An 11809-nucleotide genomic window follows, 5' to 3' on the forward strand; every position below is an offset into this window, starting at 1 on the left:
GCATCCCGAACCGGAACTAGGGTACGGCGCCGTCGGGCTGCATGACGGTGAGCAGGGGGCGCGATGCTAGGTCGCGGTCCCACGTCACCCGGAGGAACACCCCGGACAGGGCGGCGGCCTGCTCGGCGGCGCCGAGGAACGCCTGTTGCGCGCGGCCCTCGTCGAGCAGTACGTCGAGGCGGTCCTGTGTGGTCGTGTCCTCGACCTTGATCGTCGGCATGTCGGCGAACAGCAGGTCGGCCGAGGTCGACGCGATGTCGCCGGCGAGGGGAACGTGTAGGCGGTTGTCGCGCCGGTCGGGCCGGTTCTCGAACGGCTTTCGCCCCCACAGGCGGCGGCGCTCGGTCGGTCGCTTGTGGTTGCCGTAGACGCGCGCGAGACGCTGCCGGTCGCCGCTGTACCACGCGTCGTCGAGGCGCATCGCGTCGTACAGCGGGGCCCACGCCGGAGGCGGCCACGCTGCGCCCTGGTCAGGGAGTGCCATCGTCGCCCCCTTCCTCGCCGGTCTCGATCGCGTCGGCGGCCTCGCGGAACAGTGCGGCGAGGGCGGGGCGCAGCTGCTCGCCGGGGGCGAGGGTGAGGTCGCCTACCTCGACGGTGTGCTCGCCAACGCTGAAACGTACGGGCAGGGTGAACGATCCGATCATGGGGCGGCGGTCTCCTTCGGCGCGGTGAGCAGGTGCCGCCACTCGTGCGCCGTCGAGTGGACGGCGTAGCGCAGTGCGTCGGCTGAGTGGTCGTCCACCTTCAACGGGGCGTCCTCGCCGCGCTCGGTGGCCTTGGGGTCCCAGCTGTAGCCGGGCAGTTCGCCGAGCAGTCCCTCGCACGACTCGTGTACGAGCAGCCGGTCGGCGGCGAGCAGGCTCGACACGCTGCGGATTCCGTCGGCGACCTCGTTCGAGGCGCGGGCGAGGCCGGGGTGTCCGTCCTGCCACATCTGGGTTGAGAAAGAGGCGGCGCTCGGGTCTATGAACGTCCACTCGGGCGTGATGTCGAGGCCGTCGAGCCACTTCCGCACGGCGGCGCTGTACTGCGCGTCGGTCATGCTGCGGTGCGCGGCGCGGGAGTCGTGGCGCCACTCGGCGGCGGCGTACAGCCGGCCGTCGACACCCTCGCCGAGCAGGATCGCCGAGAACGGGTTCGTGGTGCCGTAGTCGACGCCACACCAGTACCGGCGCATGTCCGGCAGCTGGGTGACGACGTGGCGACCCTCGTCCCACATATCGAAGATCGCACCCTCGGCGACGACCCATGCGCCGTCGATCATCCGGCGGCGCCAGAGTCCGACGTACTCGGCTGCGAGGCTCGCGACGTACTCGGCACTCAATGACGGGTTGTCGGACAGCTTGAAATGCCACGACGCGAGGTTCAGGTCGGCGGCGCGGTCGAGATAGCCGGTCTTGAGCCAATGGCGCGGGCTGTCGGGGTTCGTGGTCAGGTACAGGCGCGCGCCCGGCACGGACAGGCGGGCGAGCAGCTGCACGAAAAAACCCTCGGGCAAGAGGGTGCCCTCGTCCACGTACGCGAGCTGGGCGGTAAGGCCACGTAGGCGGCCCTCGGCCCGTGCGTCGGCGGCGCCGATCAGGTGGACGGTGCGGCCGAGGATCGTCGCCGTGGTCGCCCCGCGGGTGTGCACGATGTGCCGGGCGAGGGGCCCGAACAGCGCAGCGTCTTGCAGGGGTTCGAGGCAGTTCCGTTCGATGGTCTGGAGCGACCGGCCACAGATGATGATCAGGCCGGACGGGCCCGCCCCGGCGACGGCGATCACGAACGCGAGCAGGCTCGCGATCGTCTTTCCGGACCGAACCGACCCGTGCCAAATGTTGATACGGCGGGTGGCCTGTCCGATGCTGCGCAGCTGCTTACGGGAGAGGGGCAGACGGTCGAGGTCGAGCACCGGCTCACCCCCCGTCGGCGCCCCCGTCGGCGCCCCCGTCGTCGTCGTCGTCGTCGTCGCCGGCTGCGCGCGTCAGAGCGTCGCCGAGGGCTCCCAACATGCTCTTGACCTGCTCGACGCCCTCGCCGCCCTCGACCGGCGCGAGCTTGAGCGACTTCTCGATCGCCGTTCCGGTCGCGGCGAGGATGGCGCGTTGGTCCTGGAAGGTGGGCCGGTCGAGCCGGGTGTCGTTCCAGACGTTGTCTTTCCCGCCGAACGCCCCGATGGTGCACGGCTCCCACAGCTGCGCCCGCAGCTGCTCGGCGTCGGATTGCAGGGTGAGGGCGAGGTCGGTCCGCCGTGACGCGAGGTCGGCCCGGCGTACCTCGGTGGCGACGGCGACCTCGGCGGCGCGGTCGAACACGAGTGGGGGCTCGAACGCTGCGGCGATCTTGGAAACGGTCGAGGGCGACCGGCGGATCGCTTTCGCGATGTGGTTCCGGCTCTTGCCCTGGGCGTGAAGGGTGCGCACCTGCTCGCGGTCGTTGTCGTCGATGGGTCGAGCCACGCGCGGTCACCCCCCTCGCCGAGGACATGCGAACGCCCCGCCGCTGGTGTGCGTTGCGGCGGGGCGTTCGGTGGGGCGTCCGTTTCCGGGCACGCCGAGGTCGGTCCCGACTTTAGGTCACGAACCGATAACGGCGCAACCCGGAACGATCACGCGCGCGCGGGGCGCTCCGCGTCCGGACGCGCGGGCGACTCGGCGAGCAGCGCCTCGGCGTACGCCGGTCGCAGCTGCCGACCGGACGGCGGGCCGGGGAGTCGGACACCGACCGGCCGCGTCGGACGCAGCTTCGCCGGGTCCTCCAGCTGGTAGGCGAGCAGGACCGGCGCGGCGTCTGGCGGGCACACCTGGTGCGCCCACGCGGTCCGGTAGGTGGTGGCGAGCTGTCCGACGGCCTGTCGGACAGCGTCGGCGAACGTCGGATGCACGCGCATGATCGTTGCGAGGTCGGCGGCGAGGTCGTCGTCGATGCGCAGCGACGGCCGGTCGCCGGCTGCGGGCGGGCCCGACTTCTTGGGCTTCGGCCGGTCGGTAGGGTTGTTGGTAGCCATCGGTTGGGGTCGCTCCAATTCGGTGGTCAGGGCCCGCCCATACGGTTTGTGAGGAACCGGGCGGGCCCGCTGTATGTGCGGGTCTACTCCTCGCCGGCGGCGCGCTGCTTGCGCAGGATCGCGTACACCCGGGACTCGGTGAGGCCGATCTCGTCCGCGATCTGCGGAACCTCCTTACCGCGGGCGGTCTCGGCCATGATGACCAACGGCGTCGCGGCCTTGGCGGCCTCCCCGGCGAGGCGCAGCGCGCGCACGTCGTCGAGGGTGAGTTCGTCGGCGAGGCGGGCGAGGTAGTCGGGACGCTGCTCGCGCTGGGCGTAGTGCTCGGCGATCTCGTAGACGTATTCGAGGGGGTCGGTGTCGGTCGGGTTGGGGTCGCCCGCGAGGGCGCGCTCGGCGACGACCTGTCGCTCGTGCTCGGCGAGCAGGCCGAGCAGCTGCTCGCGGAACTTCTCGGTGGCGGGCCGGTCGCTCGCCTCACGGTGGCGCCGGACGCGTCGGCTGATCTCGACCGACGAAACCGGCTGTGCGCCTGGCTCGCTCTCGTCGGGGCCGGGCTGCTGGTCGCTGGTGCTCATGTGGTGGTGCTCCTGTCGGTGGTCGGGCCCGCCCTCGGGCGAGGGCGGGCGGGGCTGTCAGGCGGCGAACAGGGCGACCTGTTCGGGCAGGTGTGGCACGCCGTCGAGGGCGAGCTGTACGGGGCGGAGATGGGCCGTCACGGGCGCGGTGCCGCGCGGGGCACGCGTTACCTCGGTGCGCCACTGGGTGGCGACGGCGGCGGCCTCGGCGCGGTCGCGGGCCTCGGCCCGTACGCACCGCTTGCACAGGTGCCACCCGCGCACGGCGGCGAAGATCGCGTTGCGCCCGCCCGCGAGGCGCCCGCAGAACAGCTCTCGGGTTCCGGGGCGGCGGTAGTGGCCGGTCGTCTTGAGGGCGGCGCCGCGCACTGCGTAGGTCTCCACAGGGGTTCTCTCCCTTGGCGGGGCCCGCCCTCGGTGGGCGGGCCCCTGGGCGGTGTCAGGTGGCGGGGACGATCAGGACCAGGTCGGCGGCGGGCCACGGGTCGCACACGGCCCACGGGTTGTTGTCGCCGAGGTTGACGACCGGTCCCTCGTGGTCGGCCATGGTGGCGCACGACCCACACCCGCACGTCGGGTCGTAGGGCATCGGGTAGGCGGCGTACTGGTCGTTGAAGTAGTCGGCGGTCGGCATCCGCTTGCCCACGGCCGCGAACGACGCGAGGACGGTGTCGCCCTCGACGACCTGCTCGGCGCGCACGATGCGGGCGGCGGCGGGGTCGACCAGCAGGGGGGCGTGATCCTCGTCGGCGGGGAGCGCCGTCACGACCACGGGGAAGAACTCGACGAACATCGTGTGTCCCTTCGGGGTTGGGGGCGCCCGCGCGGGGCGCCCCCTCGGTGGTCGGTCAGGCGCGGTTGTCGATGACGTGCGCGCGGACGGCGGCGACGGCCTGCTCGTAGAACTTCCACTCGCCGTCGAGGTCGTGCTGTCGGCCGTCGGTGCCCGCGACGCTCGCCTCGATCGGGTTTCCGGGCCAGACGATGCCGCGCTCGACGCCGTCCTCGAACACGACGGTGTATCCAGCGGTCGACCACGCGCAGACCCACCCGTCGCGCGTCACGCTCGGGTACTCCTCGCGGTCCTGGTCGTCCTGGTCCATGGTGATCGTGCGGTACCGCTGCGGCAGGAAGGTGATCACGCCGTACGGGCGCAGCTTCTCGACGGCGCGGGCGAACGCGCCCTCGCGGGTCTTCTGGGCGCCGAACACGTACTCGCGCATCGGGAGCGACGATCCGTCGGCGGCGACGCGCTCGACGGTCCAGTACCCGTCAAGGGGCTTGCTGGCCGTGTTGAAGACTCGGTACTCGGTGCCGTGCATCTTGAAGGCGGAACGGCCCTGCTCGTCGGGCTCGGCGAGCTTGGGCTCAGGCGCGGCCTCGCGGTTGTGCTTGCCGTCGCACTCGTCGGCGTGGCCAGTCTCGGCGCAGTCGCACGGGCAGGCGCAGTCTTCGACGGCGCGCACCCAGAACGTGTACGCGTCGCACATCCACTCGCCGACGATCTCGGCGTCGGGCATCTCGGCGAGCTTGCAGAGCAGTGCGTCGAACTCGGTGTCGTCCTCGGCGTCCTCGGCCGTGTTCTCGATGTCGGCGGTGAGCCATGCGCGGGCGCCGTCGAGGTCGCCGAGGCATTCGATCCGGTACTCGGGGTCGAGGCCGATCTCGTTCATGCCGACGTGGTACCGAGTGCGGTGGTTGGCGTTCATTGGGGGTCGCTCCCTTGGTTGGTGGTGGCGGGTGAGGTCCGCCGTGTTGTTGTTGTGGGAGCACTGTAACCACTTCTGAAGTGACTTCACAAGTCGATTCAGAAGTCGGATCACAAAGGGGGTGCCGAGCAACTGCTCGACACCCCCGATTAGTTGGGACCGGCCCCTACGCGGCAGGCTGCTGCCGGGCGTCGGCGAGGGCGACCCACAGGGCGACCAGGTCGGCCCCCCGCCACTCTCCGGACCGGCGGCCGTCGGCGGGCGCGGTGCACGCTGCGCCGGTCGAGCAGGCGACGACCGGCTCGCCTCCCGGACGGGTCCGGCCGGTCAGGCACCCCCCGCACCACGGGCACGGCTCGGCGAGCGTCGTCGACCGGCCGTCGCGGCCGAGGGCCCGCTCGACCGTGCGGCGCGACCGGCGGGCGGCCGTCGCGACCTGGTCCAGCAGCCGGACCGGCATCGCCTCGAACAGATCGCCCGCCGGTTCGTCGAGGGCCCGGCCCTCAAGCCACACGGCGGCCCAGTGCAGACCGAACGCGCGCGAGCCTGCCGAGGTGGCGCTCGCCGGTCCGGTGTCGCGGTGCGTGGGCAGGTGCCACCGGCCGGGGTCGGCGGCGTCGGCCTGGTCGGGGACGAACCGGCCGCGGCTGTCGCGCGCCGGTCGTATGGGGCGCTGCACGTACTCGGCGACCGCGTCGGCGAGGTCGAACAGTGCTCCCTCGACCTCGATTGCGGCGTCGAGGGCGTCGAGGTTGAGCGGGGCCGGGTGCTCGCGCAGCAGCAGGGGGAGCCGGCCGACGGTCGCCGCCGGCTGCTCGTCCTCGACGGTGTCGGCCTGCTCGGCGAGGTGTCCGTCGATGTACGCGCGGGAGTCGCGCGGCGGCCACTCGGCGGCCGGTCGTCGGCCGATCGCGGCGAGCAGGTCGCCCCACTGCTCGCGCACGGCGGCGAGGTCGACGGCGGCACGGCGGGCGACCGGCGGTGCGGCGTGATCGAGGGGGGTCGTCATGGTGGCTGCTCCTGTGCTCAGTGCTTGCGGGGGCGGGCGGGCCCGTACGGGGACTGCCACGCGGGACGGTCGCGCGGTGCGACCGGCGGCGGTGCGAGGGCGTAGTCGTCCGGGCGGGCGTTACGGGCGGCCTCGGCGGCCTGGGCGAGGGCCTGGGCGGCGGCGCGCACGACCGGCGCGACGGCCTCGGCCCACGCGCGCAGTGCCTTGCCCAGCTGCTCGACGGCGGCGCGCAGCTGCTCGGGGTCGATGTCCGGCGCCGTGGCCGGCTGCTCCTCGGTCATGTCGTGGCCTGGTCGAGGGCGTAGAGAACGCGCTCGGCGAGGTCGTGGCGGCCGTTGGCGTACGCGAGGTCGTTCGGCAGGCCGAGGCGCGGCCGGGGCTCGTCGGGCAGGGCGGTACGGACGGTGGCGACCTGCTGCTCGGCGGCCTTGGCCTGGTCGCGGTAGTGGTCCACGGTGCCTTGCATGGCGGCGCCGAGGCGGCGGGCGCGCTCCTCGACCGTGGCGAGGGCGATGTCGTGGTCGCGCTTCTGCTCGGCGAGGCGTACCTCGATCGACTCGGCACGGTCGGCGAACGCTGCGTGTATGGCGGTCTGCTGGGCGTCGAGGGCGTCGCGGTCGCCGTCGAGGGCCTGCTCGATGCGCTCGGCGTAGACGGCGGCGGCCCCCATTGGGGAACCGGCGCGCATCCGGTGCGCGAGGTCGCGCACGCGGTCGAGGGTGCGCTCGGCGGCGGCACGGTGGCGCTCGGCCTCGTTGCTGCACTGGTGCGCGGCGCGCGCTATCTCCCCGGCCTGCTCGGCGCGCTGCTCGGCCTCGACGATGGCGGCCTCGGCGGCGGCGCGGTGCCGGTCGAGGGCGCGCGTCGACCCGGCGTTCGCCTTGCGCGACTCGTCGGCGGTGCGCTGCTCCTCGGTGACGTACTCGCGCAACAGGGCGGCCTCGGTGCGGGAGAGGCGGCCTCGGTCGGCGCGGGCGAGCAGGATGTCGAGCCCGGCCCGCCGGTCGCTGCGCTCGTGGTCGCGTCCCTTGGTGCGGGAGTGCCGCCGGCGGCGCGGCTCGGTGGTCGTCATCGGTCGTTCTCCTTGGCGCGTTCGGTGAGCACTTGGCATGTGGTGCAGCCGCGGGGGCATCGGCCTTCCCCCTTGGCGAGGCGCAACAGGGCGCGGTCGGTGTCGCGGGCGCGGGCGCGGTTGCGGGCGAGGGGGCCGGGGTCGCGTCGGCACGCCCACCGGCCGAGCGGCACGCCGGACGCGAGGACCAGGGCGACGACGATCGCCCACGCTGCGCCGTTCACTGGGTGACCTGGGCGTCGAGGCCGGTCGCGTGCCGGTCGAGCAGCTTCCGAGTGCTGTCCATGCCGGTGAGCAGGCCGCGCGTGCGCCGGTTGACCCCGTGCTCGTCGCGGTACTCGTCGGCGTCGCGGCGGGCGAGGGTGGACAGTTCGCGGGTGTGCGCGGCGAGCAGGACCAGGGCGGCGGCGAGGGCCTGCTCGGGCGTGCGAGGGGCGTCGTCGAGCAGTACGTCGCGCAGCGTGATCACGGTGGGGTGACTGGCCTCGGCGTTGAACGCGAGGGCGCTCCGTACGTCGGCGACCCAATCCGTCGCCGGCTGCTGTGCCTGGTCGCGCTGCTCAGGCGTGGTCATGGCGGCGAGGCCGAGGGCGGCGAGGTCGGGGTCGTCGGCGGGCAGCTGGGCGGCGACGGCGTCGAGCAGGGCGGCAAGGCCGGTCGGGCGCGGTGCGGGGGCGTCGTGAAGGGGGCACGGTTCGCCGGTCGCGTACGCCGTGTCGCACGCCCCGGCGGGGCTCTCAAGGGAGTTGGCGAGCTGTCGCAGGATGTCGGCGGCCACGGGGCGGGGGAGGTTGCACGCCACGTCGGCCGGTCCCTCGTTCGGCACGGTGACGACCAGGCGGTGAGTGTCGAGTGAGGCGACGGCGACGGCGTTGGGGATGCGGCTCATGGGGTTGTGCTCCTGTCTCGGGTCCGAGGGGGTCGAGGTGGTGCTCACGCGCGCGGGAGGGCCCGCGACCGGACGCGCGGCCGGTCGCGGGGCCTGGTCAGAACGGGGGCTCGTTGCCTCCCTGGGTCGCCCACGGGTCGCCCTGGGCCTGCTGGCCGTATCCCTGGTGCTGCTGCTGGCCGTACGCCTGCTGGGCGGGCTGCTGGCCTCCCTGGGCGTTGCCGGTCGCCTTGGTGACAGCCGCGGTTGCGCGGAGCAGCGACGGCGCGACCTCTTCGGCCTGGATCTCGTAACTGCTGCGCTTGCTGCCGTCGGTGGCTTCGTACTGGCGCTGGGTGAGGCGTCCGACGACGATCACGCGGTCGCCGCGCTTGATGGACTCGGCGACGTGCTCGGCCTGCTGGCGCCATACGGCTACGCCGAGGAACAGCGGCTCGCCGTCTTCCCACTCGTTGGACTGGCGGTTGAACTTCCGGGGGGTGTTGGCCATGCGGAAGTTCGCGACGGCAGCGCCGCCGGGGGTGAACCTGAGTTCGGGGTCGGCAACGACGTTGCCGGTCATGGTGATGGTGGTCTCGCCACTCATGGTTATGCGGCCCTTTCGAGGGTGGGGGCGGTGCGGGGGCGTATGGGCGCGACGGTGGCGAGGCGGTCCTCGCGGGCTCGGGCGCGGGCGGCGCGGGCGGCGGCGTTCTTGCACGCCCGGCACTTCCGCGTGTTGTCCTTCGCGCGGATGGTGTTCGCCTGGTCGTAGGGGTGACTGGCGGGGCAGTGCGTGACCGCGGCTCGCTGTGCGACGTGGTTGGTCGAGCGGAGGACGTTCACGCGGTGGGTGACGGCGTCGAGGTGGCCGGGGGCGACGCATTCGCGGCGGCGGCACCGGTGGTCGACCTCAAGGCCGGCGGGTATCGGGCCGTTGGCCTGCTCGTAGGCGTAGCGGTGGGCCTTGACGGTGTGGCCGGCGATCCAGAACGAGCCGTAACCCTTCTCGTTCTGGGCGCCGTCCCACAGGTGGCAGGGGCCGGGGCAGTCCCGGCGGAGGGACCAGGGGCCCGCGGGGTTCACCTTGGCGGCGAACCGGGCGGCCGGGGTGGGCCGGTCCATGGATGTACCTCCGTCGGGATGTATGGGTCTCGCCAGACAGACAGACTTTCTGTCAGGACAGAAAGTTAGCAGACAGGGGGGCGCGCGGGGCCATGCGTACGCCCCCCTGTTCTGCGGCTACGCGGCGGCCGGGGCGTCGCTCTCGGGCTCGTCGAGGGTGAGCGTCCACCCCACGGCCGTGAGTTCGCCGGCGACGGCCTCGGCCACGTCCTCGGCTCCCTGTAGGCCGTTGCCGTGGGCGACCTCGACGGCGGCACGGATGGCGGCGAGGGCGGCGTCGGGCATCATCGCTGCCCGCCGGTCACGTGCCGCGCCTCGCGTCGTCCGCACTGCTCGCGGGCGACCGGCGGGCGCACCATCATGCGGGCGAGGGCGTCGAGGTCGCGCTCAGCCCGCTCGGTCGCGGCGCGGCGGCGGGCTGCGGCCTGCTCGGCGGCCCGGCGCTGCTCCTCGGCCCGGCGGTGCGCCTCGGCCTCGGCGGCGAGCTGGGCGGGGCCGTCGACCTCGAACCACGTCGACCACCGGCCGTACCCGTGGTGCTCCTCGACGATGACGTACGCGCCCTGGTCGGCCATCTCGCGCGCGATCCGGCGGGCGGCCTTGCGGTCCTGCGTCGGCTTCACCGCGGGCCGGTCGGGGCGCTGGTCCCATGATCCCGTGATCCGGAACCCGCCCGTGTTCTTCGTGCGGTCGGTCGCCTTGGCGCGGCGGCGGTGCGGTGCGCGGTCCGGGTGCTTCCTGGTCGGGTTCATGCGGCCGGCTCCCTCGGGGCGTAGTGCTGGGCGGTGGCGAGGTCGAGGCGCGACGGGTGCGGCGTGGCGCGGTCGGTGCGCCGCTTCCCGCCCTGCTGGCACGGCTGACCGGCGCGGGCGCGGCACGGCGGGTGCGGGCACGTCACGTCGAGCGGGTCGGGCAGGTTGGCGGCGGCGCGGCGCTCGCGCTCGGCCCGCGTCTTGCGGAACCCGGCGAGGGCGCCAGCGACGGTGCGCGGCATGTAGTCGCCGAGGGCGGCAAGGCGGGCGGCGGCGAACTCGTTCCGCTCGTCGCGGGTGCTTCCGCCGGTCAACTCGCGGTACACCGACGGCGCGGCCTGTCCGGTGGCTATGGCGGTCCGGGTGCTGGCGAGGGCGTCGCGGTACGCCCTGTGGTTGTCCGGATCGACCGGCGGCACGGGGTCGGTGTGACGGCCGAGCACGTCGGCTTTGAACGCGTGCCACGGGCGCGACACGTCGCTCGGCTGGATGCGGTAGGGGCTGCTCGCGATGTGGTGGCGGACGACGTGGCCGGCGTGCCAGTCGCGGCCGTCTGGGTGCGGGGCGGTCGGGGGTACGTCGGCGAGCAGGTCGAACCACTGGGCGAGGCGTTCGTCGGCCTCGGCCTGGTCGGCGGGGGCGAGGCGGGGGTCGAGGCGCACGGCGTAGGCGAGCAGGGCGGCCACTTCTTCGCGGATCACTGGGCGTTCTCCTGGGGGTTGAGGGCGGCGGCGAACATGTCGGCGGCGCGGGCCACGCGACCGGGGCGGGCGGCGTCGAGGGGGATCACGTCGGCACCGGGCGCGGTCGGGGCGCCGGAGGCGACGGGCGGGAGCGCGGTCCATCCGGGCAGGAAGTACCGGACCGACCTCGGGCGGGTACGGGCGCGGCCGAACTGCCCGCGGGCGTGCTCGACCAGGGCGGCGACGGCCGTCCTCGCGACGATCGCCTCAAGCCGGAACCACTCGGCCGTTTCGAGGGACCACTCGACGACGATCCCGGCGGCGGTGAGCGCGTCACGCAACGGGACGACGTTCGGGGGCACGGCCGGGGTCGAGCCGTAGCTAGCTAGCTGTACCTCCGTAGGAGGTACAGCGGGTCGGGTCGGGTCGGGACGGGGGGACCGTGACGGGTCCTCGCCGTCACGGTGTGACCCATGGCCCTGACCTGCGATGTCTTCCGGAAACTCGATCTGATTCGCGGACGATTCGAGATTTTCCGGCATCGGATCGTCGTCGATTCGCGGACGATTCGCCGACGGATCGAGCGGATTACGCTCCTGGTTCCGCTGCGTTTCGGCCCACTCCTGGGCGAGTTTCTGGCGCTCGGCGGCCTTGTCTCGGGCCCGCTTCTGGCGCTCGGCGGCGGCGGCGCGGTCGTCCTCGACCCGCGCTTTGGTCGGGTTGTAGGTCAGGAAGTCGTGCATCACGTAGTCGCCGGCGGGCGGCTGCTGGCACCGGCCGCAGCTGTGGCCGTGGGCGTGCCACAGGCCGGACGCGACCAGCTTCCGGCACTGGGGCGCGGTGCCGTACAGCTGGGCGACGACGCCCGGTATCACGCCCTCGGTGAGGTGCTGCGCGGCGTAGGCGCCCGCGCGGACCCACAGGCCGAGGGCGGCGTTACCGGCCTTGAGCAACTTCGGGTTCGTGTGCGCCGTGTCGTCGACTTTGAACCAGGTCACGGGGGTTGTGCTCCTGTCGG

General features: G+C 73.2%; 20 protein-coding genes. All 20 read right to left on the bottom strand.

Translation table 11 applies throughout. The features are described 5' to 3' along the window. Positions 1-16: 16 nt before the first annotated feature. The 20 genes from OTB19_RS22150 to OTB19_RS22245 all read right to left on the bottom strand — a co-directional run bounded on the left by OTB19_RS22150 (position 17) and on the right by OTB19_RS22245 (position 11789). A complete protein-coding gene (locus OTB19_RS22150; protein WP_267800104.1) occupies positions 17-484 on the bottom strand; it encodes a phage portal protein in 468 nt (155 codons plus the stop codon). Further along, entirely contained in the window at positions 471-647 is a 177-nt protein-coding gene (locus OTB19_RS22155) for a hypothetical protein (protein ID WP_267800105.1), read from the bottom strand. Before OTB19_RS22155 ends, OTB19_RS22150 begins: the two co-directional genes overlap by 14 nt. Then, positions 644-1897, bottom strand: a complete 1254-nt coding sequence (locus OTB19_RS22160; protein WP_267800106.1) for a PBSX family phage terminase large subunit — start codon at positions 1895-1897, stop codon at positions 644-646. The genes OTB19_RS22155 and OTB19_RS22160 overlap by 4 nt, the downstream gene beginning before the upstream one ends. A gap of 4 nt (positions 1898-1901) precedes the next feature. Further along, a complete protein-coding gene (locus OTB19_RS22165) occupies positions 1902-2444 on the bottom strand; it encodes a helix-turn-helix domain-containing protein (RefSeq protein WP_267800107.1) in 543 nt (180 codons plus the stop codon). 149 nt (positions 2445-2593) lie between these two features. Then, positions 2594-2992, bottom strand: a complete 399-nt coding sequence (locus OTB19_RS22170; RefSeq protein WP_267800108.1) for a hypothetical protein — start codon at positions 2990-2992, stop codon at positions 2594-2596. A gap of 83 nt (positions 2993-3075) precedes the next feature. Beyond that, on the bottom strand, positions 3076-3570 hold the full coding sequence (locus OTB19_RS22175; protein ID WP_267800109.1) for a hypothetical protein: 495 nt from the start codon (positions 3568-3570) through the stop codon (positions 3076-3078). Positions 3571-3627: 57 nt separating this feature from the next. Then, the gene (locus tag OTB19_RS22180) at positions 3628-3954 is read right to left on the bottom strand and encodes a hypothetical protein (RefSeq protein ID WP_267800110.1); all 327 of its coding nucleotides are present in this window, start codon (positions 3952-3954) and stop codon (positions 3628-3630) included. Positions 3955-4009: 55 nt separating this feature from the next. Next, positions 4010-4363: a hypothetical protein gene (locus OTB19_RS22185; RefSeq protein ID WP_267800111.1), complete on the bottom strand. Its 354-nt coding sequence runs from the start codon at positions 4361-4363 to the stop codon at positions 4010-4012. 55 nt (positions 4364-4418) lie between these two features. Further along, positions 4419-5279, bottom strand: coding sequence for a hypothetical protein (locus OTB19_RS22190; RefSeq protein WP_267800112.1), 861 nt, complete (start codon positions 5277-5279; stop codon positions 4419-4421). Between the two features lie 166 nt (positions 5280-5445). Next, positions 5446-6288: a hypothetical protein gene (locus OTB19_RS22195; protein WP_267800113.1), complete on the bottom strand. Its 843-nt coding sequence runs from the start codon at positions 6286-6288 to the stop codon at positions 5446-5448. Positions 6289-6305: 17 nt separating this feature from the next. Further along, the gene (locus tag OTB19_RS22200) at positions 6306-6572 is read right to left on the bottom strand and encodes a hypothetical protein (RefSeq protein ID WP_267800114.1); all 267 of its coding nucleotides are present in this window, start codon (positions 6570-6572) and stop codon (positions 6306-6308) included. Next, complete coding sequence (locus OTB19_RS22205; protein WP_267800115.1) at positions 6569-7363, bottom strand: hypothetical protein; 795 nt, start codon at positions 7361-7363, stop codon at positions 6569-6571. The genes OTB19_RS22200 and OTB19_RS22205 overlap by 4 nt, the downstream gene beginning before the upstream one ends. Then, positions 7360-7587 (bottom strand): hypothetical protein, encoded by a 228-nt coding sequence (locus tag OTB19_RS22210; RefSeq protein WP_267800116.1) that lies wholly within the window; start codon positions 7585-7587, stop codon positions 7360-7362. The genes OTB19_RS22205 and OTB19_RS22210 overlap by 4 nt, the downstream gene beginning before the upstream one ends. Further along, positions 7584-8252 (bottom strand): hypothetical protein, encoded by a 669-nt coding sequence (locus tag OTB19_RS22215; protein WP_267800117.1) that lies wholly within the window; start codon positions 8250-8252, stop codon positions 7584-7586. Before OTB19_RS22215 ends, OTB19_RS22210 begins: the two co-directional genes overlap by 4 nt. A gap of 97 nt (positions 8253-8349) precedes the next feature. Then, positions 8350-8838: a single-stranded DNA-binding protein gene (locus OTB19_RS22220; protein ID WP_267800118.1), complete on the bottom strand. Its 489-nt coding sequence runs from the start codon at positions 8836-8838 to the stop codon at positions 8350-8352. Positions 8839-8840: 2 nt separating this feature from the next. Further along, the gene (locus tag OTB19_RS22225; protein ID WP_267800119.1) at positions 8841-9356 is read right to left on the bottom strand and encodes an HNH endonuclease signature motif containing protein; all 516 of its coding nucleotides are present in this window, start codon (positions 9354-9356) and stop codon (positions 8841-8843) included. Positions 9357-9473: 117 nt separating this feature from the next. Next, positions 9474-9641, bottom strand: coding sequence for a hypothetical protein (locus tag OTB19_RS22230; RefSeq protein WP_267800120.1), 168 nt, complete (start codon positions 9639-9641; stop codon positions 9474-9476). Then, positions 9641-10108, bottom strand: a complete 468-nt coding sequence (locus tag OTB19_RS22235) for a hypothetical protein (protein WP_267800121.1) — start codon at positions 10106-10108, stop codon at positions 9641-9643. The genes OTB19_RS22230 and OTB19_RS22235 overlap by 1 nt, the downstream gene beginning before the upstream one ends. Continuing rightward, entirely contained in the window at positions 10105-10809 is a 705-nt protein-coding gene (locus tag OTB19_RS22240; RefSeq protein WP_267800122.1) for a cell surface glycoprotein, read from the bottom strand. Before OTB19_RS22240 ends, OTB19_RS22235 begins: the two co-directional genes overlap by 4 nt. Beyond that, complete coding sequence (locus OTB19_RS22245) at positions 10806-11789, bottom strand: mucin-2 (RefSeq protein ID WP_267800123.1); 984 nt, start codon at positions 11787-11789, stop codon at positions 10806-10808. Before OTB19_RS22245 ends, OTB19_RS22240 begins: the two co-directional genes overlap by 4 nt. Between the last annotated feature and the right edge of the window lie 20 nt (positions 11790-11809).

Source organism: Streptomyces sp. H27-H5 (assembly GCF_026627505.1).
Lineage (GTDB): Bacteria > Actinomycetota > Actinomycetes > Streptomycetales > Streptomycetaceae > Streptomyces.